Annotated in this window: 25 protein-coding genes; 18 read left to right on the top strand and 7 right to left on the bottom strand. The window is 64.9% G+C overall.

Translation table 11 applies throughout. The features are described from left to right. Nucleotides 1–7: 7 nt before the first annotated feature. From CEY08_RS01885 to CEY08_RS01865, 5 genes are read left to right on the top strand one after another with little or no spacing between them, the layout of a single operon-like run. The gene (locus tag CEY08_RS01885) at nucleotides 8–640 is read left to right on the top strand and encodes a DUF4198 domain-containing protein (protein ID WP_076815757.1); all 633 of its coding nucleotides are present in this window, start codon (nucleotides 8–10) and stop codon (nucleotides 638–640) included. Nucleotides 641–663: 23 nt separating this feature from the next. Beyond that, nucleotides 664–945 (top strand): DUF3649 domain-containing protein, encoded by a 282-nt coding sequence (locus tag CEY08_RS01880; RefSeq protein WP_042792470.1) that lies wholly within the window; start codon nucleotides 664–666, stop codon nucleotides 943–945. Continuing rightward, entirely contained in the window at nucleotides 942–2615 is a 1674-nt protein-coding gene (locus CEY08_RS01875) for a PepSY-associated TM helix domain-containing protein (RefSeq protein WP_076815756.1), read from the top strand. Before CEY08_RS01880 ends, CEY08_RS01875 begins: the two co-directional genes overlap by 4 nt. After that, the gene (locus tag CEY08_RS01870; protein ID WP_076815753.1) at nucleotides 2612–2935 is read left to right on the top strand and encodes a DUF3325 domain-containing protein; all 324 of its coding nucleotides are present in this window, start codon (nucleotides 2612–2614) and stop codon (nucleotides 2933–2935) included. Before CEY08_RS01875 ends, CEY08_RS01870 begins: the two co-directional genes overlap by 4 nt. 56 nt (nucleotides 2936–2991) lie before the next feature. Beyond that, on the top strand, nucleotides 2992–4341 hold the full coding sequence (locus tag CEY08_RS01865) for a tryptophan--tRNA ligase (RefSeq protein WP_076815751.1): 1350 nt from the start codon (nucleotides 2992–2994) through the stop codon (nucleotides 4339–4341). Between the two features lie 29 nt (nucleotides 4342–4370). On the opposite strand, the gene CEY08_RS01860 is transcribed toward CEY08_RS01865, so the two are convergent. Together CEY08_RS01860 and tex are read right to left on the bottom strand one after the other, a co-directional pair. After that, entirely contained in the window at nucleotides 4371–4877 is a 507-nt protein-coding gene (locus tag CEY08_RS01860; RefSeq protein ID WP_042792473.1) for a hypothetical protein, read from the bottom strand. Nucleotides 4878–5155: 278 nt separating this feature from the next. Then, the gene (tex, locus tag CEY08_RS01855) at nucleotides 5156–7525 is read right to left on the bottom strand and encodes an RNA-binding transcriptional accessory protein Tex (RefSeq protein WP_063961355.1); all 2370 of its coding nucleotides are present in this window, start codon (nucleotides 7523–7525) and stop codon (nucleotides 5156–5158) included. A gap of 216 nt (nucleotides 7526–7741) precedes the next feature. Between tex and yoaA the strand changes: the two genes are divergently transcribed. After that, complete coding sequence (gene yoaA, locus CEY08_RS01850) at nucleotides 7742–9838, top strand: DNA repair helicase YoaA (protein ID WP_076815749.1); 2097 nt, start codon at nucleotides 7742–7744, stop codon at nucleotides 9836–9838. A gap of 37 nt (nucleotides 9839–9875) precedes the next feature. On the opposite strand, the gene CEY08_RS01845 is transcribed toward yoaA, so the two are convergent. Continuing rightward, the gene (locus CEY08_RS01845) at nucleotides 9876–11087 is read right to left on the bottom strand and encodes an MFS transporter (RefSeq protein ID WP_076815747.1); all 1212 of its coding nucleotides are present in this window, start codon (nucleotides 11085–11087) and stop codon (nucleotides 9876–9878) included. 98 nt (nucleotides 11088–11185) lie between these two features. On the opposite strand from CEY08_RS01845, the gene CEY08_RS01840 reads away from it, so the two are divergent. Next, the gene (locus CEY08_RS01840; RefSeq protein WP_063641856.1) at nucleotides 11186–12127 is read left to right on the top strand and encodes a GlxA family transcriptional regulator; all 942 of its coding nucleotides are present in this window, start codon (nucleotides 11186–11188) and stop codon (nucleotides 12125–12127) included. Between the two features lie 46 nt (nucleotides 12128–12173). Here the strand turns inward: CEY08_RS01840 and CEY08_RS01835 are convergent, their stop codons facing one another. Then, entirely contained in the window at nucleotides 12174–12932 is a 759-nt protein-coding gene (locus CEY08_RS01835; RefSeq protein ID WP_232033895.1) for an outer membrane protein assembly factor BamD, read from the bottom strand. A 137-nt stretch (nucleotides 12933–13069) separates the two neighbouring features. Here CEY08_RS01835 and CEY08_RS01830 point away from each other — a divergent pair, with 137 nt between their 5' ends. From CEY08_RS01830 to CEY08_RS01780, 11 genes are all read left to right on the top strand, one after another. Then, nucleotides 13070–14068 carry an RluA family pseudouridine synthase gene (locus CEY08_RS01830; protein WP_042792478.1) on the top strand — a complete coding sequence of 333 codons (999 nt, stop codon included), beginning with the start codon at nucleotides 13070–13072 and terminating at the stop codon, nucleotides 14066–14068. Next, complete coding sequence (gene pgeF, locus CEY08_RS01825; protein ID WP_076815745.1) at nucleotides 14056–14820, top strand: peptidoglycan editing factor PgeF; 765 nt, start codon at nucleotides 14056–14058, stop codon at nucleotides 14818–14820. The genes CEY08_RS01830 and pgeF overlap by 13 nt, the downstream gene beginning before the upstream one ends. A 124-nt stretch (nucleotides 14821–14944) precedes the next feature. Further along, a complete protein-coding gene (phaC, locus tag CEY08_RS01820; RefSeq protein ID WP_063641841.1) occupies nucleotides 14945–16579 on the top strand; it encodes a class I poly(R)-hydroxyalkanoic acid synthase in 1635 nt (544 codons plus the stop codon). A 75-nt stretch (nucleotides 16580–16654) separates the two neighbouring features. Continuing rightward, complete coding sequence (locus CEY08_RS01815) at nucleotides 16655–17392, top strand: 3-ketoacyl-ACP reductase (protein WP_042792480.1); 738 nt, start codon at nucleotides 16655–16657, stop codon at nucleotides 17390–17392. Nucleotides 17393–17509: 117 nt separating this feature from the next. Then, entirely contained in the window at nucleotides 17510–18076 is a 567-nt protein-coding gene (gene phaR / locus CEY08_RS01810) for a polyhydroxyalkanoate synthesis repressor PhaR (protein ID WP_042792481.1), read from the top strand. Between the two features lie 163 nt (nucleotides 18077–18239). After that, the gene (locus CEY08_RS01805) at nucleotides 18240–19295 is read left to right on the top strand and encodes a linear amide C-N hydrolase (RefSeq protein WP_232033894.1); all 1056 of its coding nucleotides are present in this window, start codon (nucleotides 18240–18242) and stop codon (nucleotides 19293–19295) included. Between the two features lie 167 nt (nucleotides 19296–19462). Continuing rightward, the gene (locus CEY08_RS01800) at nucleotides 19463–19999 is read left to right on the top strand and encodes an iron transporter (protein WP_042792482.1); all 537 of its coding nucleotides are present in this window, start codon (nucleotides 19463–19465) and stop codon (nucleotides 19997–19999) included. Nucleotides 20000–20031: 32 nt separating this feature from the next. After that, complete coding sequence (locus tag CEY08_RS01795) at nucleotides 20032–20355, top strand: cupredoxin domain-containing protein (protein ID WP_088607570.1); 324 nt, start codon at nucleotides 20032–20034, stop codon at nucleotides 20353–20355. Nucleotides 20356–20369: 14 nt separating this feature from the next. Beyond that, nucleotides 20370–21221, top strand: coding sequence for an FTR1 family iron permease (locus CEY08_RS01790; protein ID WP_076815739.1), 852 nt, complete (start codon nucleotides 20370–20372; stop codon nucleotides 21219–21221). A 39-nt stretch (nucleotides 21222–21260) separates the two neighbouring features. After that, nucleotides 21261–22658, top strand: a complete 1398-nt coding sequence (locus CEY08_RS01785) for a 4Fe-4S binding protein (protein ID WP_063961345.1) — start codon at nucleotides 21261–21263, stop codon at nucleotides 22656–22658. Between the two features lie 80 nt (nucleotides 22659–22738). Beyond that, entirely contained in the window at nucleotides 22739–23611 is an 873-nt protein-coding gene (locus tag CEY08_RS01780) for a PhzF family phenazine biosynthesis protein (RefSeq protein ID WP_076815737.1), read from the top strand. Between the two features lie 103 nt (nucleotides 23612–23714). On the opposite strand, the gene CEY08_RS01775 is transcribed toward CEY08_RS01780, so the two are convergent. From CEY08_RS01775 to CEY08_RS01765, 3 genes are all read right to left on the bottom strand, one after another. Then, entirely contained in the window at nucleotides 23715–24053 is a 339-nt protein-coding gene (locus CEY08_RS01775) for a BON domain-containing protein (RefSeq protein WP_013392352.1), read from the bottom strand. Between the two features lie 69 nt (nucleotides 24054–24122). Continuing rightward, entirely contained in the window at nucleotides 24123–24287 is a 165-nt protein-coding gene (locus CEY08_RS01770; protein ID WP_006389411.1) for a DUF1328 domain-containing protein, read from the bottom strand. 27 nt (nucleotides 24288–24314) lie between these two features. Beyond that, on the bottom strand, nucleotides 24315–24515 hold the full coding sequence (locus CEY08_RS01765; RefSeq protein WP_042792487.1) for a CsbD family protein: 201 nt from the start codon (nucleotides 24513–24515) through the stop codon (nucleotides 24315–24317). Nucleotides 24516–25023 lie beyond the last annotated feature (508 nt).

The following is a 25023-nucleotide window of genomic DNA, read 5'->3' as shown; positions in this document are numbered from 1 at the left end:
ATCAACAATGACATTCGCAAGAACCTTGGCCGCTCTTGCCCTTCTGGGTACGGCGGGCGCCGCGCAGGCGCATTTCGTTTGGCTGGAACGCAGCGCCGAGGGACCGGCCAAGGCGTATTTCGGGGAGTGGGCGGATGATCTGCGCGAAAAGCGCGACGGTCTGCTCGGCAAGATCATGGTCGCGCCGGTCGTCACCGGCGCCGACGGCAAGGCGCTGAAGGCATCGGGCGAGGGCGCGGATTTCCTCGAATTCGCGGCGGCGGGCAAAGGCGACGTGCGCCTGCGCCAGCCCTATCAGTTCAAGGACACGCTGGTGCAATACGGCGCCAAGGCTGGCCGCGCGGACACCGAGGGCAAGCTGGACCTTGAACTGGTGCCGGTCTCGGCCGGTGGCAACGCCTTCGTCCTGCAGTTCAAGGGCAAGCCGCTGGCGAAAACGGAAGTCACCGTGTTCGGCCCGCCCAAGTGGGAGAAGCGCTTCCACAGCGATGAGAACGGCCGCATCGAAATCACCACGCCGTGGCCCGGCCAGTACGTGCTGGAAGCCGCCCACGTCGAAGACAAGGCGGGTGAGGCCGATGGCAAGGCCTACGCCAAGATCCGTTACGTTTCCACCCTGACCTTCAACGTATCCCAGTGAAAGCTCCCGCAGCCGGCGCAGGCATGATGCGCTACCGTCTGGCCGTCTTTTCCAGGGCGACCGCCGCCATCCTGGGCGGCTATGTATTGGCGTCGGCCGCCGCCGCCTGCCTCGCGATCTGGCTGCCCTTGCGGCGGCCGGACGCCGTGGTCACGGCACAGATGCTGTCCTTCGTGTTCTACGCCTGCGGCGTGATCTGGGTCTTTGCCACCCGCAACGCCTGGCGCGCCTGGGCGGGCGTGCTGCTGCCCTCCGCGTTGCTGGGCGGCCTGTTCGCGATCGGCCGCGCCATGGGGGCGGCATGAAGGCAAAAGGGGAAAAGGCGCAAGGCGAAGAAGGCCTGCGCCAATCCATGTCCTGGCTGCATACGTGGTCGGGACTGATCTTCGGCTGGGTGCTGTTCGCGATGTTCCTGACCGGCACGCTGGCGTTCTTCCGACCCGAAATCACAAGCTGGATGCAGCCCGAGATCCAGACTCGGCCGGCGTCCGCGGCGCAATCCGTGGCCGCCGCACAGCGCTACCTGAGCGAGCATGCCTCCGATGCTACGCGCTGGTTCATTACGCCACCGTCCGACCGCGAACCGCTCATTCAATTGCTTTATCAGTCGCCCAAGCCCAAGCCGGGCGAGCGCGGCTTTGTGCGCGTGAAACTGGACCCGGCCACCGGCGAGGCCGTGACCGCGCGCCAGACGCGCGGCGGCGACTTTTTCTACCGTTTCCATTTCGAACTTGAAACCGCATTTCCCTGGGGGCGCTGGCTGGCCAGCATCGCGGGCATGTTCATGCTGGTGGCCATCATCAGCGGCATCATTACCCATAAGAAGATCTTCACGGACTTCTTCACTTTCCGGCCCAGGAAGGGCGGGCAGCGCGCCTGGATGGACGGCCACAATGCCTTGTCGGTGCTGGGGCTGCCGTTTCACCTGATGATTACCTTCAGCGGGTTGGTGCTGTTCATGGCCATGCTGATGCCGGCCGGTATCCTGGCCGTCTACGAGAATCCGCGCCAGTATTCCGACGACGTTTTCAAAGCCTTCAAAATCGCGCCCGCGCGCAACGAGCCCGCGCCGCTGGTTCCATTGGCGCCACTGGTGGCGCAGGCGCAGGAGCACTGGCAAGGCCGCGTGGGCCGCGTCACCGTCAATCATCCCGGCGACGCCGGCGCCACCGTGACCCTGGTGCGCGATGCGGCCGATGGCGTCTCCTATGGCCGCCTGGCGCCGTACATGCGCTTTGACGGGGTGACCGGCGGGCTGCAGGAAGGCGAGGACGAACTGAGCGCCACCGTGCGCACTGCGGGCGTGATAACCGGCCTGCATTTGGGCCTGTTTGCCGAACCGTTGCTGCGCTGGCTCTATTTCCTGGTCAGCCTGGCGGGCACGGGCATGGTAGGAACAGGCCTGGTCCTGTGGATCGCCAAGCGGCGCCAGAAGGCGCGGCCAGGCGCCCGCGAAGCGTTTTCGCTGCGCCTGGTGGACGCGCTCAATGCCGGAACCGTGGCGGGGCTGTTCATCTCTGTGGCCGCTTTCTTTTGGGCCAATCGCCTGCTGCCCGCCGACATGCCGGGCAGGCAGCTCTGGGAAACGCGCGCATTCTTTGCCGTCTGGGGCCTGTCGCTGGTTTATGCGTTCCTGTTTCAGCACCGCAAGTGGCGCGACTTGCTGGCTGCCGCGGCGGCCACGCTCGCGCTGGTGCCCGTGGTCAATGCCTTGACGACCTCGCGTCACCTGGGCGTGTCGCTGCCCGCGGGCGATTGGGTCATGGCGGGCTTTGATCTGACCTGCCTGGCCGGGGCGCTGCTGCTGGCCTGGATGGCCCGCAAGGCTGCGCGCGCAGCCAAGGCGCCCGCCAAGGGGCGCCCCGCAGCCAGGCCCGTGGCCAAACCTGCCGTCCAACAGGCAGTTCAATCCGTGGCCCAGTCCGACATGGGGCCGCGACAGGGCGCCTACGAACCAAGAGGGGATACGCCATGACGCTTGCCGCCTTCTGCCTGGCCTATGCCGGCTTCTCGGCGCTGTGCCTGGGAATGGACCGCCACTATGAAGACCTGTTCGACCGGGCCATGCCGCGCCGCCACCGGCTGCCATTGCGCCTGTTCGGCTGGATCGCTCTGGCCTTGTCCCTATGCGCCTCGGCGGCGGTCTGGGGATGGAGCTACGGCACCGTCGAGTGGATTGGCATTCTCAGCATCGCCGGGCTGCTGCTGATCTGGTTCCTGACGTTCCGGCCGCGCGCTGCGCTGACCGCCGGTGGCTTGTGTGCCCTGGCGGCTCCCGTCCTGGCGGTCCTGTAGGCGCGCGTCCGGCACGTTACACTGGACGTTTCTTCCAGCAAACGCCTCTGTCTCTCATGAATACCCGCGTCCTCACCGGCATCACCACTTCTGGAACTCCCCACCTTGGCAACTACGCGGGCGCAATCCGGCCCGCCGTTCAGGCCAGCGCGCAGCCCGGCGTGGACGCATTCTTCTTCATGGCGGATTACCACGCCCTCATCAAGTGCGACGACCCCGCGCGCGTGGCCCGTTCGCGCCTTGAAATCGCCGCGACCTGGCTGGCCGTGGGGCTGGACCACGAGCGCGTGACCTTCTACCGCCAGTCGGACATCCCCGAAATTCCCGAACTGACCTGGCTGCTGAATTGCGTCACCGCCAAGGGGTTGATGAACCGTGCGCACGCATACAAGGCGTCGGTGGACCAGAACACCGAGAAAGGCCTGGAGCCCGATGACGGGGTCACGATGGGTTTGTTCTCGTATCCCGTGCTGATGGCCGCGGACATCGTCATGTTCAATGCCAACAAGGTGCCCGTGGGCCGCGACCAGATCCAGCATCTGGAAATGGCACGCGACATCGCTCAACGCTTCAATCACCTGTACGGCCGCGATTACTTCACACTGCCGGAAGTCGTGATCGAAGAAGACGTGGCGACCTTGCCCGGCTTGGATGGCCGCAAGATGTCCAAGAGCTACAACAACACCATCCCGCTGTTCGAAGGTGGTGCCAGCGCGCTGCGCGCGGCAGTGATGCGCATCGTCACCGATTCGCGCGCGCCGGGCGAGCCCAAGGACGCCGAAAATTCGCACCTGTACACGATCTACCGCGCCTTCGCCACGCATGAACAGGCTGCCGCGCTGCGCAAGCAGCTCGAAGAGGGCATGGGCTGGGGCGAGGCCAAGCAGGCGCTGTACGACCACCTTGAGAATCTGCTGGCGCCCATGCGCGAAAAGTACTTCGACCTGATGGCCAACCCCGGCCGCATCGAAGACATCCTGCAGGCTGGCGCCGCCAAGGCGCGCAAGCTGGCAACCCCCTTCATGCAGGAGCTGCGCCAGGCCGTGGGCCTGCGCAACCTGCAGGCTGCGCAGACCCCGTCCGCGCAACCCAAGAAAGAAAAGGGCAAGGGCGCGCGTTTCGTCAGTTTCCGCGACGATGACGGCAGCTTCCGTTTCCGCCTGTTGGGCGCGGACGGCGAGGAATTGCTGCTGTCGCAGCGCTTCGCCGATCCCAAGGAGGCGGGCGCCCTGATGCGCCGCCTGCAATCTGAACCGGCGGAGACGGTGCTCCAGGCCGACGGGCAAGGTTATTCCGCCATGATCGACGGGGTGGCCGTGGCGACTGCGCCTGCGGGCGCCCAGGACGGCTCCGGCGCCTCGCTGGTGCGCGCGCGCGCGGCGCTGTCGTCGCTGTCGCAGGAATAGGCGGCGGCCGTAGCAGCCGGCCAGGCCGGTCAGGCGGCGCGGGCGTTTGCCACGATGCGCCCATCGCGCACGTGGAAGCGCTGCGCGCTGCCTTGGCCGGCGATTTCGAGCATGTCGCCTTCTGTGTAGCCCGTGACGTTGGGGCAATCCAGCCATTCCGGATTGATGAACGGAAAGTACTTCAGCGTGCCGCTGCCTTGGCTGGCGAAATCGAAGGTGGTGTTGGCCACCACTTCCGGGTCCCATTGGCTGGCATCGAAGGTCAGCGCGCAACCCGCGCCGATACGGTAGACGATGCTGGCGCCCATGCTCGCGAAGCCCAGCGCGCCCACATGCAACTGCGCGCCGTTTTGCAGCTCGATGATGCGACTGCCCAGCCTTTCCAGCGTGATGTGCTTGAAGGTCACTTCGGCGCCGTCGACAAGCAGATGCGAATACTGGCCCAGGGTAATTTCGCTGTAGACGCCGCTGGCACTGGCTTCCTTGGTGGTGATGGTTGCCGTTTCGTTGGCGGCAAGCGTGATGGAATTGGGCATGGCGGGGTGGATCTCCGGTCGGTCGGGGCGGGGCGCTGTTGTTCTTGTGCTGCTCCCGGGCAGGCGCTGGGCGCCATGGTTCGCCTGCTCATGGGCTTGTGTCGGCTTGGCGGCTGCGTACCGCGGGTTTTAGTATTTGGACACAATTGGATATTTTCTATCATTTTTACCCGTCATGGCTTGAGAGAACGCAAGCAAGGCCTCTCTTTACGGGTAAGCCCTAGGGAAAAAAAACGGCGCACGAGGCGCCGTTTTTTTTTGGGGCAAAGGCCTGGGGCCTAGCGCTTGAGCTTGGCGAAAGCATCCGCCATGGCGCTATTCATGCCGCCGCCGGCATTGCCACGGCCGCCATCGCCCTGCGGGCGGCGGTTGCGATCGCCGCCCTTTGGGGCGTCGCCGCTGCGCCGCGCAGGGGCCGCGGTATCGTTCAGGCGCATGGTCAGGGCGACACGCTTGCGCGCGACGTCCACTTCCAGCACCTTCACGCTGACCGTCTGGCCCACGCGCACGACGTCGCGGGGATCCTTTACGAACTTCTCGGCCAAAGCCGAAATGTGGACCAGGCCGTCCTGGTGCACGCCGATGTCGACGAACGCGCCGAAGTTGGCCACGTTGGTCACGACGCCTTCCAGCACCATGCCCGGATACAGGTCGTTCAGGGTTTCAACGCCTTCCTTGAATTGCGCCGTCTTGAACTCCGGGCGGGGATCACGGCCGGGCTTTTCGAGTTCGGCAAAGATGTCCCGCACCGTAGGCAGGCCGAAGCGTTCGTCGGTGAAGTCGGACGGCGACACGCCTTTGAGGGCTTCGCGCTGGCCGATGATCTGCTTCACCTCAGCCTTGATCTTGGCGACGATGCGTTCCACCACCGGATAGGCTTCCGGGTGGACCGACGAAGCGTCCAGCGGATTTTCGCCGTTGGGAATGCGCAGGAAGCCGGCGGCCTGTTCGAATGCCTTGTCGCCGAAGCGCGGCACCTTGCGCAGGAACTCACGGGTCGGGAAGGCGCCATTCTCGTCGCGCCAGGAGACGATGTTCTTGGCGAGCAACGAATTCAGGCCGGAAACACGGGCCAGCAGCGCCGCGGATGCGGTGTTCACGTCCACGCCCACGGCGTTCACGCAATCCTCGACCACGGCGTCCAGCGAACGCGCCAGCTCGCGCTGGTTGACGTCGTGCTGGTACTGACCCACGCCGATGGCCTTGGGATCGATCTTGACCAGTTCGGCCAGCGGATCCTGCAGGCGGCGCGCGATGGATACGGCGCCGCGCAGCGTCACGTCCAGGTCGGGGAATTCCTGCGCGGCGGTTTCAGAGGCGGAATAGACGGACGCGCCGGCTTCGGAGACCACCACGCGGGTGACCTTCAGGTCCGGGAAGCGTTCCATCATGTCGCCCACCAGCTTTTCGCTTTCGCGCGAAGCGGTGCCGTTGCCGATGGCGATCAGGTCGACCTTGTGGCGCGCGACCAGGGCGGCCAGCGTGTTGATGGTGCCGTCGCGGTCACGGCGGGGTTCGAACGGATAGACGGTGGTCGTGTCCACGACCTTGCCGGTCTGGTCGATCACGGCGACCTTGCAGCCGGTGCGGATGCCCGGATCCAGACCCAGCACGGCCTTGGGACCGGCGGGAGCGGCCAGCAGCAGGTCTTTCAGGTTGGCGGCGAACACGCGGATGGCTTCGGCTTCGCCGCTTTCGCGCAGGCGGCCGATCAGCTCGCTTTCAAACGCCGTCAGCAGCTTCACGCGCCAGGTCCAGCGGCAGACTTCGCCAAGCCAGCGGGCGCGCGGCGTGGCATCCAGTGCGAACAGCCCATTGCCCAGCTTCAGGAAGCTGGCGATGCGGGCCACGCAGGGATGCGGCGTCTGCGCTTCGAGCTCGGCTTCCAGGCCCAGGCGCAGTTCCAGCACGCCTTGCTGGCGGCCGCGCAACAGCGCCAGGATGCGGTGCGAGGGCAGGGTGCGCAGCGGCTCGTTGAAGTCGAACCAGTCGCGGAAGTTGGCGCCTTCGGTTTCCTTGCCTTCGACCATCTTGGAGTAGATCAGGCCGGTGGACCACAGATGTTCGCGCAGGTCGGCCAGGAGGTCCGCGTTTTCCGCGTAGCGCTCGGCGAGGATGTCGCGCGCGCCGTCGAGGGCGGCCTTGGCGTCGTTGATGGATGCTTCGGGATTCAGGTACTGCGCCGCCAGCGTGGCGGGATCGCAGCCCGGATCGGCCAGGATGCCGTCGGCCAGCGGCTCCAGTCCCGCTTCGCGGGCGATCTGGGCCCGCGTGCGGCGCTTGGGCTTGTAGGGCGCATACAGGTCTTCCAGGCGCTGCTTGGTGTCTGCCGCGCCGATTTCCTGTTGCAGCTCGGGCGTCAGCTTGCCCTGCTGCGAAATGGATTCAAGAATGGCTCCTCGGCGTTCTTCGAGTTCGCGCAGATAGCCCAGGCGCACTTCGAGATTGCGCAGCACGGTATCGTCCAGGCCGCCAGTGGCTTCCTTGCGATAGCGGGCGATGAACGGCACGGTGGCGCCGTCATCCAGCAGTTCCACCGCCGAAGCGATCTGGGAGGCGCGCGCGCCAAGCTCGGTAGCGAGCTGCGCGACGATGCGGGCGTTGTCGACGCCGGCGGCGACGTTCGTGATAGCGGAAGTTTCAGACATCTCGATACGACGACAAAAAGGAAAAACAAGGGGCGGATTGTGCCATAAGCCGCTGTTACAAAACGTGCCAGGGGTGGGCGGATATGTCCCCCTTGGAGCGCGATAGCGGCCAATCCGGAGCGAGGGCCTGCCGCGTAGCGGGTATCATTTGGTCCTTTCCCACACAAGTGTCTGGCGCCCGAACCGTAACCGGCACCGGTTCACCGTTGACTCGCTATGCTGGACCTGGATATCTCCGAATTCTTCGACGCGGACGGGCCATTGGCCACGGCCCTGCCCGGCTACAAGCCGCGACCCTCGCAGGTGGAACTCTCGCAGGCCATCGGCCAGGCCATCCAGGACCGCGCCACGCTGGTGGCCGAGGCGGGCACCGGCATCGGCAAGACCTGGGCCTATCTTGTACCCGCCTTCATCCAGGGCGGCAAGGTGCTGATTTCCACGGGTACCCGTACCCTGCAGGATCAGCTTTTCGCCCGCGACCTGCCGCGCGTGCGCGCGGCCTTGGCCGCGCCAGTGACCGCCGCGCTGCTCAAGGGGCGCGGCAACTATGTTTGTCATTACCACCTGGATCGCCTGCAGGGCGACGAGCGCGCCCTGAAGTCCCGCACCGAGATCCAGCAGCTGCGCCAGATCCAGGTATTTGCCGGCATTTCAAAGACCGGGGATCGCGGCGATCTCGCGCAGGTGCCTGAAGACGCCGACATCTGGCAGCGCGTTACGTCCACGCGCGAGAATTGCCTGGGCCAGGAGTGTCCGCGCATCCGCGATTGTTTCGTGGTGAAGGCTCGCCGCCAGGCACAGGAAGCCGACGTGGTCGTCGTCAACCACGCGCTGTTCATGGCGGACCTGGTGCTGCGCGAAGAGGGCGTGACCGACCTGCTGCCCGAAGCGGATACCGTGATTTTCGACGAAGCGCACCAGTTGCCCGACACTGCCACGCGCTTCCTGGGCAGCAGCGTGTCCACGCATCAACTGCTGGATTTCGGCCGCGCGATGGAAGCCGCCGGCCTGGCCTATGCCCGCGAGGCCGCCAAATGGAGCGACGTCAGCCGCCATGTGGAAACGGCGGCGCGCGAACTCCGCCTGGTCTGTGCTCCGCTGGACCGGATGCCGGGCCGCAAGGCCACCTTCGAAGCCATTCCCAATCCCGAGGAATTCGATGTGGCGCTGTTGGCGCTGCGCGAGGCCGTGGACAGCGCGGCAAAGGCGTTGGGCGCGGTAGCCGAAAAGCATCCGGACCTGATGGCGGCCGCGCGCAGCGGCGCCGAGATTTCGGTGCGGCTCAAGCGCTGGGCCACTCCCGGCCGCGCAGCCGCGGACCACTTCGATGAAGGCTGGGGCCGCGACGACCAGGCGCCCGAGCCCGCGGTGCAATCGGCGTTGGGAGACGGGTTGCCTACGCCCGCCGCCCTCCTGGAAGGCGCTGCCGCCGCGGATCAGTGGACGGGGCCGGCGGTGCGTTGGGTCGAACACGGTCAGCACCATGTGCGCCTGCATTCCGCGCCACTGTCGGTGGCCCAGGCTTTCTCCAAATACCGCAAGCCGGGCCAGGCCTGGATCATGACCTCGGCCACCTTGTCCGTGAACGGTGAATTCACGCACTTCACCAGCCAGCTGGGGCTGGACAAGGCGCGCACGGGCAAGTGGGAATCGCCCTTCGACTACCCCGAACAAGCCTTGCTGTTCGTGCCGCGCGGCATGCCCGAGCCGCAATCGCCGCAGTTCCTCGACCGTTTCGTCCAGGCGCTGATGCCGCTGCTGGAGGCGAGTCCGGGCGGCACGCTGGTACTGTGCACGACCCTGCGCGCGGTAGACAAGGTCGCGAATCTGCTGGCCGACGCCTTCGACGATGCCGGACACGAATGGCCCTTGCTGAAGCAGGGCGAGGGCACGCGCCGAGACCTGCTCGACCGTTTCTGCAAGCTGGAGCACCCGGTGCTGGTGGGCAGCGCCAGTTTCTGGGAAGGCATCGACCTGCCCGGCGACGTGCTGACGCTGGTGGCGATCGACAAGCTGCCGTTTGCTCCGCCCGATGACCCGGTCATCGAGGCGCGGTTGCGTGCATGCCGCGCGCACGGGGGCAATCCTTTTGCCGAATATCAGCTTCCGGAAGCGGCAATCTCGCTTAAGCAGGGCGCGGGCCGCCTGATCCGTACGGAATCGGACTGGGGCGTGCTGATGGTGGGTGACGCGCGCCTGGTCGAAAAACCTTATGGCAAGCGGCTGTGGCGGGGGCTGCCCCCGTTCGCGCGAACCCGCGAACTAGAAGAAGTGCTGGCCTTCTACCGGCGCAAGCAAGAGCCGCAGGACTGAACGCGGCCTTGTCTGGGCAGGTCTTGCATCGGTTTGTTCAGGCGACGGCTCGTTCGCCTCTGCGCGACAAGGCCCACCAGCCCGTCATGAGCGCGGCCAGGCCCACGATGGGCAGCATGGCGGCATTCAGCGTTTCCCAACCCATACGCGCCAGGGCCGGTCCGGCGGCCAGCGTGGCCAGCGCCGTGGTGGCATAGCGCAGCATTTCGGCGGCCCCTTGCACGCGGGCGCGCTCGGCGGGGCGGTAGGACTGGGCCAGCAATGTGGTGCCGCCGACGAACATGAAGTTCCAGCCGACTCCCAGACAGAACAGCGCCGCATGAAACGCGGCAAGCGAAGTCGATTGCATGGCGATCAACGAGCAGGCCGCGTTCAGCGCCATGCCCAGGCCGAGCACGCGCGGCAGCCCGAGCCGATTGATCAGCGCGCCCGCGAAGAAGGCCGGGGCATACATGCCGATGAGATGCCACTGCATGATGCTGGCTCCGTCCGCGATGCTGTGCTGGCAGGCGACGGCAGCCAGCGGCGCGGCCGTCATGATGAACATCATCGAGACCGAACCCACGACATTGTTGGCCAGGGCCGCCACGAAGATGGGTTGCCGCATGACCTCGCCCAAGGGACGGGCCGGCAGGCCCGTGCCCTGCGCATCGGCGGACTGGCCGCCATCGCCCTCCTGGTCCCGGTAGGCCACGAGCAGCAGCGCGCTGGCCGCTCCCAGCAGCCCCACCATCAGGTAGGCGCCGGAAAAGATCGCCGCGGGAAAGAGGTCCTTGGCCCAGGCCGCCAGGGCGGGCCCCGCGATCGCGGCGATGACGCCGCCCGTCAGCACTACGGAGATGGCGCGGCTTTTGGCTTCGGCAGGCACGGCATCGGCGGCGGCCAGGCGGTAATACTGAGCAAAGGCCTGGAACACGCCGACCAGCGCCGTGCCCAGGCAGAAGAGCCAGAAATCGCTGGCAAAGACCGCGGCCACGGAGATCAGCCCGCCGACCGCGCCGGCCAGCGAACCCAGCATGAAGCCCGCGCGGCGGCCGATGCGTTGCATGAGCAATGACGCATACCAGGTGACCGCGGCGCCCGCCACCGTTATCAGCGCAAAAGGCAGCGTCGCCAACGCCGGATGCGGCGCCAGCATCTGGCCCGTCAAGGCCGTCAACGTGAGGTCGATGGAGATGGCCGCGATGTACAGGCCTTGGCAGATGGCGAGGATGCGGGCATTGCGCAGGCCGCGCGAGGAGGAGGTCATGACGGTGAACGTCCGAAGGATTGACAGGCCCCACTCTAGCGTCGGAAACTCTGGCAGGAATGACTATTTTCCCTCGTTTCTTGCCATAGACCTCCGCTATGCCCCATCGCGTCTGCATCCTGCCCGTCCCTGACTTCCAGCTGCTGGATATGGCTGGGCCATTATCCGTCTTCCAGATCGCCGCCGAGCTGGTGCCGGGCGCTTATGAGGTAGCCGTGGCATCGGCCGAGGGCGGGCTGGTCCGGTGTTCGGCCGGCGTACCCGTGCTAACCCGCTCGTGGCGCGGCCTGCGCGCCGATACCGTGCTGGTGCCTGGCGGCCAGGGCGCGCGCGAGCCGCGGGCGGCGCCGGCCATGCTGGCCTATCTGCGTGCCGCGCATGCGCGCGGCCGGCGAGTCGCCAGCGTTTGCACGGGCGCTTTCGTGCTGGCGCAGGCCGGCATCCTGCACGGGCGCAGGGTGACCACCCACTGGCGTCATGCCACCGAGCTGCAGCAACGCCATCCGGCCCTGGCGGTGGAAGCGGATCGCATCTATGTCGAGGACGGGGCGGTGTGGACGTCGGCGGGAATTACGGCCGGCATAGACCTGGCGCTGGCCATGGTGCAGGCGGACCACGGCGAGGCCGTCGCCCGCGCCACGGCCCGCGAAATGGTGGTCTATCACCGGCGCACCGGCGGGCAGTCGCAGTTCTCGGCGCTGCAGGATCTGGCGCCGCCCAGCGGACGCATGCGCGAGGTATTGGCCCACGTGGGCCAGCACCTGGATGAAGTCCTGGACATCGAACGCCTGGCCGGCGTGGCCTGCCTGAGTCCGCGCCAGTTCTGCCGTCAGTTCAAGCAGGAAACCGGCCAGACGCCCGCCAAGGCGGTAGAGCGGGTGCGCGCCGAGGCGGCTCGCGAACTGGTGGAGGAGGGCGAGGCCGGCATGGACGCCATTGCGCGGCGCGTCGGCTTTGGCGATACGGAGCGCATGCGCCGAGCCTTTCTGCGCATCTACGGGCAGCCGCCCCAGGCCATGCGCCGCGGCGCGGCCCAATAAAAAAAGCCCCTGTCGCGCAGGGGCTTTTTCGGAAGGCAGCGGCGGTTCAGTCGAACGGATTCCACCAGCTGCGGTCGGCCTTCAGGCCCTTGGTCTTGAAGTCGCTGTTGGGGAAGTTCTTGTCGTACACGCGCTGCGAGTCGTTCTTCAGTTCGGTCAGGCCGAGCTTGTCGTAGGACTCGACCATCAGGTAGAGCGCTTCTTCGGTGGCGGGGGCGCCTTCGAAGTCGGTGATGACGGTCTGTGCGCGGTTGGCCGCGGCCACGTAGGCGCCGCGCTCGTAGTAGTAGCGGGCGACGTGCACTTCGTTCATGGCGATGGTGTTGACCAGCCAGGCGACGCGCTGTTCGGCGTCACGCGTGTACTTGCTGTCGGGGTAGCGCTTGATCAGCTCGTTGAATGCATCGTAGGACGCACGCAGCCCCTTGGGGTCGCGCTCGGCCGGGTCCTGGCCCGTGATGCTGCTCATGAAGGCGCTGGTCGGCGTGAAGTTGATCAGGCCCTTCAGGTAGAGCGCGTAATCGGTGCCGGGGTGGTTGGGGTAGAGCTGCTGGAAGCGGTCGATCGCGGCCAGGGCCTGTTCGTTTTCGCCGTCCTTCCAGTTGACGTAGGCAAGTTCAAGCAGGGCCTGCTGGGCATAGACGCCGAACGGATAGCGGCTTTCGATGGCGGTCAGCCGCTCGCGCGCTTCCTTCCAGCCGCCCGACGCCATTTCAGACTTGGCGTCCGCGTAGAGCTGTTCGGCGCTCCAGTTGGTGGTCTTGTCGTATTTGCTGTTGGTCGAGCCGCAACCGGCGATGACCATCACGGCAAAGAGCGCGATAACCACGCGCAAGACCGGCCCGCTTCGGGAGGCGGGATTCGAGGGAGCTGCGGAGTGGTGAATCACGAGAATCGTATCCTTGGTGTTAGCATGGCAGGCTGATTATATGATTTGTCTCCATGTCTGATACAGCCTCCGGCGCAGATCTCGTTTCCGACGACGAACTCCTGGGTATTTCCGAGGAAACTCCCCGGGGGGAGCCGCAATTTGTAACCGTACCTTCCAGTACCCGCGCCGACCGGCTTGACAAGGTGCTGGCGGGGTTGCTGCCAGAGCATTCCCGCAGCCGGCTGCAGGGTTGGATCGAGGCCGGCAACGTCCATGTGAATGGCGCGCCCGGCAAAGTCCGCCAGACGGTTGGCCCGGGCGACGAGCTCACCGTCTGGCCCCAGCCCGCCCCGGAAACCCTGGCCTTCGCGCCCGAACCGGTGGATTTCGCGGTAGTGGACGAGAGTCCCGACTGGATCGTGGTGAACAAGCCCGCAGGGCTGGTCACGCATCCCGGCGCCGGCAACTGGAGCGGCACGCTGCTCAACGGCCTGCTGTACCGCTACCCCGAACTGGCCCAGGTGGCCCGCGCCGGCATCGTGCACCGTCTGGACAAAGACACGTCCGGCCTGATGGTGGTGGCGCGCAACGAAACCGCCCAGACGCACCTGGTGCGCCAATTGCAGGCGCGCAGCATGGGCCGGGAGTACGTGGCCCTGGCGCATGGCTGGCTGGCCACGGCCGGCAAGGTCGACCGGCCCATCGGCCGCGATTCGCGCGTCCCGGTACGCATGAGCGTCGAGCGCCCGGTGGCGCCCAAACCGGCCATCACCCATTACACGCCCGCCCGCCGCGGCGAGGCGGATCCCGGCGGCCGCGTCACCGAAGTCGTTTGTCGCCTGGAAACCGGCCGGACCCACCAGATCCGGGTGCACATGGCCAGCCTGGGACATCCGCTGCTGGCCGACACGATATACGGCGGCAAGAACATCGCGGGCGCGCAACGGCAGATGCTGCATGCGCGCGCGCTGCATTTCGAAGATCCGGGCGGCCGTGGCGAAGTCGAGTTCGCCGCGGCCGTGCCTCCCGACATGAGCTTGGTCCAGGAAGAGATTGCATGGAACGCATAGTGGCAGGCCTGCCGGTGGTGACCGGACCCGAGTGGGCTGGCGTGAACTATTTCTGCACAACCCGGGCAGGGGGCGCGGGCGTCGCGCCGCACGACACCTTGAACCTGGGCCGTCGCGCAGGAGACGATCCGGACACCGTCACGGAAAACCGACGCCGAGTGCGCGCTGCGTTGCCGGCCGAACCCCTGTGGCTGCGCCAGATCCACGGCAGCGAGGTGGTGGACGCCGATCAGGCGGACTTGCCGGATGAACCTGCGGCCGACGCCAGCGTCACTGCGCGTGCGGGCCGCGTCCTGGCCGTCATGGTGGCGGACTGCCTGCCGGTAGTCATCGCGGATGCGCAAGGGACGGTGCTGGGCGCGGCGCATGCGGGTTGGCGCGGTCTTTCGGGTGGCGTGCTGGAAAACACCCTGGCGGTCATGCGCGCCAAGGCGCCGCAAGCCTCGGGTTGGCGAGCTTGGGTCGGGCCGGGCATTGGCCCGCAGGCGTTCGAGGTCGGCCAGGACGTACTGGACGCCTTCTCCAAGGACGATCCGGCAACCTTGCGCTACTTCACGCCGCGGCAGGGCATCTCCGGAAAATGGCTGGCGGATCTCGCCGGATTGGCCGATTTCCGCCTGCGCCGGGCCGGAGTACAAGAGGTGTCCTTGAGCGGGATGTGTACGGTGGCGGAATCGGTCCGATTCTTTTCGTACCGGCGCGACGGCGAAACCGGACGCATGGCCATGCTGGCCTGGCTCGGCCGGGTTTGATCTGGCGCAAGGCCGGCGGCCGGCCTTGCGGCATACCCTGTCAGGCCTCCTTGTATACCCGCATTGACAGCCCCCAACCCGGAATGCAACATCAATCGCGTAGTTTCGATAACAAGGTGTCGAAGTGAATGCCAATCTCTCCGCAGGGCCCATTCCGGTGAGCGTGGCACCGGAAGTCCTGGCCGACATCCAGGCCGAATTTTCCCGCGAGTGGCAACGCCTTTGCGATGACGCCCGCCGTGGCGCGCTTGCGCCGCCGCCAGACCGCCGCTTTTCCGGCGATGCCTGGGCCTCCAATCATTCGCATCTGTTGCTGGCGCATACTTATCTGCTGTCGGCCCGCGCCATGTCGCGCATGGTCGACGCCGCACAGGTCAGCGAACCCATGCGCGACCGCCTGCGCTTTTCCATCATGCAATGGGTCGACGCGCTGTCGCCGTCGAATTTCCTGGCGCTGAATCCTGATGCCCAGCAATCCATTGTTGAAAGCGCAGGACGTGCGCTCAATGAAGGGCTGGCCAATCTGCTGGGCGACGTCAAGAAAGGCCGCATCACGCAGACGGACGAGTCGCAGTTCGAAATCGGCCGCAACGTCGCGGTGACGCCGGGCGAAGTGGTGTTCGAAAACAGGCTGTTCCAGCTTATCCAGTACGCGCCATCGACCGCCACCGTGCACGAGCGGCCGCTGGTCATCGTGCCGCCGAACATCAACAAGTTCTACATCCTGGACCTGCAGCCCGAGAATTCCTTCGTCCGGCATGCGGTGGACCAGGGCTACACGGTATTCCTTATTTCGTGGCGTAATCCGGTGTCCAGCGATACCGATGGCGTGGACCGCGCGACCTGGTCCGAGTACCTGGACGATGCGGTGCTGCAGGCGCTGCGCGTGGCAAGCGACATCACCAAGCAGCCGCAAGTCAACGCGTTGGGCTTTTGCGTGGGGGGCACGATGCTGGCTTCCGCGCTGGCCTTGGCCGAGGCGCGCGGCGAGCACCCCGTGGCGTCGCTGACCTTGCTGACCTCGCTGCTCGATTTCCACGATACCGGCATCCTGAACGTCTTCGTCGACGAGGCCCACGCGCTGCTGCGCGACCACCAGCTGGGGCAGGGCGGGCTGATGCCTGGCCGCGACCTGGCCACCACGTTCTCGTTCCTGCGCCCCAATGAACTGGTCTGGAACTACGTGGTCGGCAACTATCTGAAAGGCCAGAAGCCGCCCGCGTTCGACCTGCTGTTCTGGAATGGCGACAGCACCAATCTGCCCGGGCCGTTCTTCTCCTGGTACTTCCGCAATACCTACCTGGAGAACAACCTCAAGGTGCCGGGACGCGCGCACGCGGCCGGCTTGCCGCTGGACCTGACGCGGCTGGAAATGCCTGCGTACATCTTCGGGTCACGCGAAGACCATATCGTGCCCTGGGTCTCGGCGTATGCCTCCACCCAGGTGCTGCGCGGACCGCAACGTTTCGTGCTGGGCGCGTCCGGCCACATCGCCGGCGTGGTGAATCCGCCGGCCAAGAAGCGCCGCAGTTATTGGGTGGCTGACAAGCTCGAGCAGTCTGGCCACCATCTGCCTGGAGATCCGAACGCCTGGTTCGCCCAGGCGGTGGAGATGCCGGGCAGCTGGTGGCCCGATTGGACCGGCTGGCTATCGGGCCATTCGGGCAAGCAGGTCAAGGCGCGTGCAAAGTTGGGCAATGCCAAGTACCGGCCGATAGAGCCGGCGCCTGGCAGGTATGTGAAAGTCCGGGCGGCCTGAGGCCGCGGCAGCGGTCAGGCCCGGATGGAAGAAAGTTAATTAACGAGGCGTCCGTCGCACACAGGAGGAAGTCCAATGAGCGGAAAACTGGCTTACGTAACAGGCGGGATGGGCGGTATCGGCACCTCTATTTGCCAACGCTTGGCCAAGGATGGCTTTCGCGTGGTGGCAGGTTGCGGCCCCAGCCGCAATTACCAGCAATGGCTGGATGAGCAGGCAGCGCAGGGCTATACGTTCTACGCGTCCGTGGGCAATGTGTCGGATTGGGACTCCACGGTAGAGGCCTTTGAACGGGTCACCAAGGAACTGGGTCCGGTCGACGTGCTGGTCAACAACGCGGGCATTACCCGCGATGGCCTGTTCCGCAAGATGAGCGCCGACGATTGGCGCGCGGTCATCGACACCAACCTGAACAGCTTGTTCAATGTGACCAAACAGGTGATCGACGGCATGGTCGAACGCCAGTGGGGGCGCATCATCAACATCAGCTCGGTTAACGGGCAGAAGGGCCAATTCGGCCAGACGAACTATTCGACGGCCAAGGCTGGCATCCATGGCTTCACCATGGCGCTGGCCCAGGAAGTGGCCAGCAAGGGCGTCACCGTCAACACGATTTCGCCCGGCTACATCGGCACGGACATGGTTCGCGCCATTCGCCCCGACGTGCTGGAAAAGATTGTCGCCACCATCCCGGTGCGCCGCCTGGGCACGCCGGAGGAAATCGCGTCCATCACGTCGTGGCTGGCCTCGGATGAGTCCGGTTTTTCGACGGGCGCGGACTTCTCGCTCAACGGCGGCCTGCATATGGGCTGACGCATCGCGGACCGCCAGCAGGCGGTTCGTCGGCGCCGGAGGGCCTTGGGGAGAAGGCCCTCCGGATTACACTAACCCTATCTGAAGCCTTAGAGATCGCCCGATCCGGGGACAACCATGACGCAAGCACAAACCGGCGCCAGCCTGCGCCTGATTAAAAAGTACCCCAACCGTCGCCTGTACGACACCCGGACCAGCACGTACATCACCCTGGCAGATGTCAAACAACTGGTCCTGGCCAATGAAGAATTCCAGGTCGTCGACGCCAAGAGCAGCGAAGACCTGACGCGCAGCATTCTCCTGCAGATCATTCTTGAAGAAGAAAGCGGCGGCATGCCCATGTTCTCGTCGAACATGCTGTCGCAGATCATCCGGTTCTACGGGCATGCCATGCAGGGCATCATGGGTTCCTACCTGGAAAAGAACATCCAGGCCTTCATGGAAATCCAGCAACGCATGGCGGAGCAGTCCAAGGGCCTGTATGGCAGCCAATTCGGTCCCGAGGCCTGGGCCCAGTTCATGAACGTGCAGACGCCCATGCTGCAGAACATGATGAACAACTACATCGACCAGAGCAAAAATCTGTTCGTGCAGATGCAGGACCAGATGCAGGATCAGACGCGCGCCATGTTCTCGACCTTTCCGTTCACGCCCGGCGGCACGCAAGGGCCCGGACGCAAGTAACGGCGTGGCCGCGCCAGGCGCGGCTTCATCGATCGTCAGCACCCCAAAAGCCGGACAGCGGTCCGGTTTCTTGGGGTGTTTTTTCATCACCGCTTGCAGGCTTCGACTTGGGCGGCAAGCGCAAGAACAGTCACCCGGGAGTGCAAGCATGAGACTGAACAAGATGTTTTCCCGCTTGGCCTGCTCGGTGTTAGCCGGACTGACGGTCCTGTCCGCATCGCCCGCCACCTGGGCCTGCACGCGCGTCGTCTTCCACGGAGCCGGCGATCAGGTGGTTACCGCGCGGTCCATGGACTGGAAGAACGACATCACCAGCAACCTGTGGGTGTTGCCGCGCGGCATGGCTCGCAGCGGCGAGGCCGGCCCGAACTCCCTGCACTGGACGTCGCGCTACGGCAGCGTGGTCACATCCGGCTATGACGTCTCGACCACCGACGGTGTGAACGAAGCGGGCTTGAGCGCCAATCTGCTGTGGCTGGCCGAATCGCAGTACCCGCAATTCGATGCTAAGAGCAAACCCGGCCTGACCATTGCCGCGTGGGCGCAGTACGTGCTGGACAACTACGCCACTGTCAAGGAAGCCGTGGAGGCATTGGGACAGGAACCCTACACCATCGTTTCGGACAACGTGCCGGGCGAGGACCGCCTGACGACGCTGCACCTGTCGATCTCGGACGCCAGCGGGGACAGCGCCATCATCGAATACATCGGCGGACGCCAGGTGATCCACCACAGCCGCGACTACCAGGTGATGACGAATTCGCCTCAATTCGAACAGCAACTGGCGCTCAATGCCTATTGGCAGCAGATCGGCGGCACCACCATGCTGCCGGGCACCAATCGCGCGGCCGACCGTTACGTGCGGGCATCGTTCTATATCAACGCCATCCCCAAGGACCCGGATCCCAACAAGGCGCTGGCCAGTGTCTTCAGCGTGATACGCAACGTCTCTGTGCCCTATGGCATCAGTACGCCTGGACAACCCAATATTTCGTCCACGCGCTGGCGCACTGTCTTCGACCACCGGCGCAAGTTGTATTTCTTCGAATCGGCCCTGACCCCCAACACATTTTGGGTGGATCTGAAGGCTCTGGACTTCAGTCCGGAAAGCGGCAAGGTGCTGAAGCTGGACCTGGGACCAGACCAGCGCCACACGTTTGCGGGCGATGCCACGCGCGCCTTCCAGCCGTCGGCGCCGTTCAAGTTTCTCGGGCTCTGAACCCAGGGGGGCGAGCCTTATTTACCACTTGATCAAACGCAATGATCCGCGGAATTTCCTGGCGCCAGGTTCAGGGTTCTGTCAGTTGATTTCGTTACATTAATGAAAACGGTTCTTGTTTGTGTTTTGAGAACCGTCGTCCCATTTGTGTTTCAAGGATTATGCACATGATCAAGAAAGCCTTGGCCCTGGCCATTGTCGCTCTGAGCGTTTCCGCCGCCAACGCGGCCGAATACCCTATCGGCAAACCGGTGGAAAAGGGCGGCATGGAAATCGGCGCGGTGTATCTGCAGCCGATCGAAATGGACCCCCCGGGAATGATGCGCCCGGCCAAGGATTCGGATGTGCACCTTGAAGCCGACATCCACGCCACTGCCGGCAACAAGACGGGCTTTCCCGAGGGCGAGTGGGTGCCTTATCTGGTCGTGAAGTACGAAATCCAGAAGGTCGGCAGCCAGAATGTGCAGAAGGGCACGTTCATGCCCATGGTCGCCAACGACGGTCCGCACTACGGCGAAAACGTCAAGCTGGAAGGTCCGGGCAAGTACAAGCTGAAGTACACGGTACTGCCGCCCACCGCGGACAAGATGAGCCACTTCGGCCGCCACGTCGACAAGGAAACGGGCGTGGGCCCGTGGTTCGAGCCCTTTGACCTGGAATATGAATTCGTCTACGCCGGTACGGGCAAGAAGGGCGGTTACTGATCGTGCGCAGCCTGCTTCGCCTTGCCGCCGCAATGCTGATCGGCCTGGCCGGACTGGCCGGCGGCGCGCCCGCGCAGGCTGACGAGCTGCCCACGTTCACGCTGAAGTTCAAGCCGGACGGCACCTTCGAACCCGCCACGCTGGAAGTGCCGGCGGGTCGTTTCAAGATCGAGCTCATCAACGAGAGCAACGAGCCGGTGGAATTCGAAAGCATTCCGCTGCGCAAGGAAAAGGTGCTGGGGCCGGGGGTGAAATCCTTCGTCGTGATCACCATTTCCCGCCCGGGCGAGTATCCCTTTTTTGACGATTTTCACCAGAGCGTGAAAGGCACCTTGGTCGTCAAGCCCAAGGAATGACGCGGTAGCACCATATGGAACAGGTACTTTTCATCGTCTGGCGCGAAAGCGTCGAAGCCATGCTGGTGGTGGGCATCCTGTACACCTGGCTGCGCGCGACGCCCGAGGGCAAGCGCGGCCTGACCTATTTGTGGGGCGGCGTGGCCGCGGGCCTTGCGCTGGCCGTGGCCTTGGCCCTGGTGCTGCTGGGCGTGTCCACCTGGCTCAGCGACGAAGGCCAGGAATGGTTCCAGGCCATCATGTCGCTTGCCGCCTGCGCGCTGGTGGTGCAGATGGTCGTCTGGATGAAGAAGCATGGTCGCAGGCTCAAGGGCGAACTCGAGAGCGGGGCGCGGGCTTCCGTCGCCAATGACAACTGGTGGGGCCTGTTCGTGCTTGTGGCCATCGCCGTGGCGCGCGAAGGCAGCGAGACCGTCGTGTTCCTGTACGGCACCGTGTCGGCGGGCGAGGGCGGCAGCGACATGCTGAAGCTGGCGCTGGCTGGCATTGCCGGCTTCGTCGTCGCGTTGCTGACGTTCTGGCTGTTGCAGCTGGGCGGCAAGCTCATCACCTGGCGCCGCTTCTTCCGCGTGACCGAGATCCTTTTGCTGTTGCTGGCCGGCGCATTGCTGGTGGGCGGCCTGGATCACCTGATTTCGCTGGACGTGCTGCCGACCATCGTGGACCCGGTGTGGGACAGTTCCTGGCTCTTGAGCGACAGCACCGGCGTGGGCAAGGTCTTGGCCGACTTCGCCGGCTACCGGGCCCTGCCTGCGCTGAGTTCGGTGCTGTTGTGGGTGGCTTACTGGATCGTCGTCTGGGCGCTGCTGCGCTGGGTGGGAGGCAAGCCCGCAGGGGCGACCGCCGCAGCCCGCAACGCTTCCTGAACCCGACTGTTGCCGGACTGAATATTTGAAGGTTTGACCATGGCAGCTGCACTCGGGAGGGCAACCTCCCGTATCGCCGACTTCCTTCGTGACCATGCCCCGCTGTTGCGCAAGCTGCAGTGGGGCATTGTTGCGATATACGCTTTCCTTTTGATCGTGCCCGCCATCCTGCCCTTGCCGGACAATGCGGCCTCGGTGTTCAACAACCTGACCATCGTCGCGCAGTTCGCGTTCTGGGGAGTGTGGTGGCCGTTCGTGCTGATTTCCATGCCCATTCTTGGCCGGGCCTGGTGCGGCTGGCTCTGCCCCGAAGGGATGCTGACGGAATGGGCCAGCGAGCGCGGCCAGGGGCATGCGATCCCGAAATGGATGCGCTGGGGAGGCTGGCCTTTTGTTGCCTTCGCGCTGACCACCGTCTACGGCCAGCTGGTCAGCGTGTACCAGTATCCGCTGGCGGTGCTGGCGGTGCTGGGCGGTTCCACCGTGGCGGCCATGATCGTCGGCTGGCGCTACGGCCGCAGCAAGCGCGTGTGGTGCAAATACCTGTGCCCGGTCAATGGCGTCTTCAACCTGCTGGCCAAGCTGGCGCCGTGGCATTTCAAGGTCGATGAAGAAAAGTGGCGCCATCCGGTCATCCGCATCGAACCCATCAACTGTGCGCCGCTGGTGCCGTTGCGCCATATGAAGGGCGCGGGCGATTGTCATGTCTGCGGACGTTGCAGCGGCTATCGCGGCGCGATCGCGCTGACGCCGCGTTCGCCCGAAGAAGAAATCGTGCATGTCACGCACGGCGATCCCTGGCAGACGGCGCTGCTGTGCTTCGGCCTGATGGGCATCGCGATCGGTGCCTTCCTCTGGAGCGCCAGCCCCTGGTACGTGACCGCCAAGCAGTGGGCCGCGACCTGGCTGGTCGAACACGACATCATGTGGCCGCTGATGGACAACGCGCCCTGGTTCATCCTGACGCATTACCCGGAAGTGAATGACAGCTTCTCGTGGCTGGATGGGGCCGGCATTCTGATGTTCGTGGTGGGCGCTACGGTCTGCGTCGGTGGGGCGACCTTCCTGTCGCTGTGGATTGCCGATCGCCTGGCGCCAGCCGTGCCCGTGCCGGACGAGCCGGCCACGCGCTGGGGCCGTCCCGGCCTGCATAAATTGGCCCAGGCATTGATTCCTTCGGCCGGCATCGGCGTGTTCCTGGGCCTGTCGGCCACCACCGTGAATCTGCTCAAGCATGAAGGCATGCAGGCCGCTTGGGCCGCGCCCGTGCGTTTTACGTTGCTGAGCCTGGCGGTGCTGTGGACGCTGCGGTTGTATGCGCGGCTGTTAAAGCCCCGTGTGGCGAGTGCATGGCGCAAAGGGCTGGCCTGGACGGTGCTGGCTGCGGGCCTGGCGCCGTTCTGTCTGGCGTGGGTGCTTTTCTTCGCGATCTGGTAGCAGGGCCCCGAGGCTTGCGATAAAGTGGGGCATTGCGCCGGCGTTGGCCGGCGCAACGCATTCAACCCCTTGCTACCGCCATGGCCTCTTACGCTTTCCGCCTGCTCAACGTTTTCGCTTCCTCCACTTTCAGCGGCAATCAGCTTTGCGTGTTTGAAGATGCGCGCGGCATGGACGACGCCACCATGCTTAACCTGGCGGCGCAGTTCAACTTGTCCGAAACCACTTTCATCCTGCCTTCGGACAAGGCCGCGGCGCGCGTGCGCATCTACACGCCGGGCTTCGAGATGAAGTTCGCTGGGCATCCGACGATAGGCACCTCGCAGGTGGTGCGGGACTTGCAGCAAACGGGCGATGAGCTGACCCTGGAGTTTGCCGCGGGGGTAGTGCCGGTGACCGCGCATGGCGATGCCTGGACCTTTACCGCGCCCTGTCCCGGCGGTGTGCAGACCGCCCCACCGGCGTTGGACCGCGCCGAAATCGCAAGTTTGCTCGGTCTGGATGCCGCCGATCTGCTGGGCGACCCGATCTGGGTGGATACGGGCGCCGACCAACTGTTGATTCCTGTCGCCAGCGTTCAAGCCGTGCGCCGCATCGCTCCCGATGCCTCCCGGCTGGACCGCTGGCAGGCCAACAGCCTGGGACGCAAAGTCATGTACGCCTTCGCCTTTGACGAAGGCCGCCAGCAGGACGGGCGGCAGGTCGTGGTGGCGCGCTACTTCTACGCCAAAGCGGGCGGTGGCTTGAACGAGGACGCCGGCACCGGTTCCGCCTGCGCCAACCTGGGCGGCTGGCTGCAGCATCGGAATCATGCCTTGCCCGCCCGCATCCTCGTGGAGCAGGGCGACCAGATCGGCAGGCCTTGCCGGTTGTTGCTGGACGTCCAGGCCGATGGCCGGATCCAGGTGGGCGGCCGAGCGCTCGAAATAGGGCGCGGGGTGGTCGATATCTGAATCGAGCGACACGACGGACTCTTGCCCAGAACAATGCAAAGCGGCGCCTGTGTATGACACAGGCGCCGCTTTGTTTTCTGGATAGGGCTGGCAAGCCCCCGCTTTACTTCTTGTTCTTGGCCGGGTCGACCTTGATGTTGTTCATCACCTGCTTGACGCCTTCGACGCCGCGCGCAACGGTGGCTGCATGATCAGCTTCGGCCGCTGTGCCGACGGTACCCGTCAGCTTGGTGACGCCCGCATTGGTTTCGACCGCGATATCCAGCGCGCTCAGCTGCTTGTCGGCCACGATGGCGGCCTTGACCTTGGTGGTCACGGTGGCGTCGGACGCGTATTCACCCACGGACTGTTTCGGCTTGCCGTCGTCGGCGGCAAAAGCCATGGAAGTGAAGACGGCGCCCGTGCCCAGTGCAGCGGCGGCGATCAGCTTGCGAAATTCCATAGTCATGCTCCTTGTTAGTGATTCAGCGCGTCGATACGCGAGGATGGCGAAGTATCTTGGGTACGAGTTCTATTTCTTGCGGAATGCGCCGCCGAGGATGGACAGCAGCGCCAGTACCAGGAAGACGAAGAACAGGATCTTGGCGATGCCCGCAGCGCCGGCGGCGATGCCGCCGAAGCCCAGGACAGCCGCGATGATGGCGATGACGAAGAAAACTACGGCGTAGTGCAGCATGTCAGCTTCTCCTGGTGGTTGGACGGATCAGGGATTCCGGTCGAAGAAGTCGCGGACTTCCTTTTCAGCTTCTTCGCGAGTCTTGCCATAACGCTCCTGGATCAGGCCTGCCAGCCGTTCGGCGTTGCCTTCGGTGCGGGTCAGCTCGTCGTCGGTGAGTTCACCCCAGGCGGCTTTGGCTTTGCCCGTCAGTTGCTTCCATTTGCCAGCGATGATGTCGTTGTTCATGGTGACCTCTCCTTTTGCTTGCGGCATCCGGTTTGCGGCCTGTAAACCGGAGTGCCGCGGTTGAATTGGACACTGATCAGCTAGGGCCTGTCGGTAAAAAGGTTTCCGTTCAGGCCATGCACTTACCGTACGAGCACGCGGCGCGGCCGTCAAACCTGGCTGTGGGTAAATGTAACAACGCGGAGGGCGGGAAAATAGCCGCCTTCCGGCGGGAAGAGGTTGCAGGCGCACTAGAAGCTGCAGTTACATTCCGGCAATGTCTTGTCCGCTTTTGAGGGAGGCTGGTAACTGGATTTGCGGGGGTGGACCGGGGCGTCCGCGGTTGGCTTGGGCGCGGGCGCAACGGTATAGTCATGGCGGAACCCGCAAGCAGGTTCGGCCTCAGAATAGGAAGAGGAATTCGCATGACGCAACGACTTTGCAGCGCAATCTTGCTGACGCTGGCCGCGATGACGGTAATGGGATGCACGCACGTGACCGACAGGTACCAGGCGGCTGTGCCTGCGGC

The organism is Achromobacter insolitus (assembly GCF_002209555.1).
Lineage (GTDB): Bacteria > Pseudomonadota > Gammaproteobacteria > Burkholderiales > Burkholderiaceae_B > Achromobacter > Achromobacter insolitus.
Note: the sequence above shows the minus strand (reverse complement) of the source record. Positions and strands in the feature narration are given on the sequence as shown.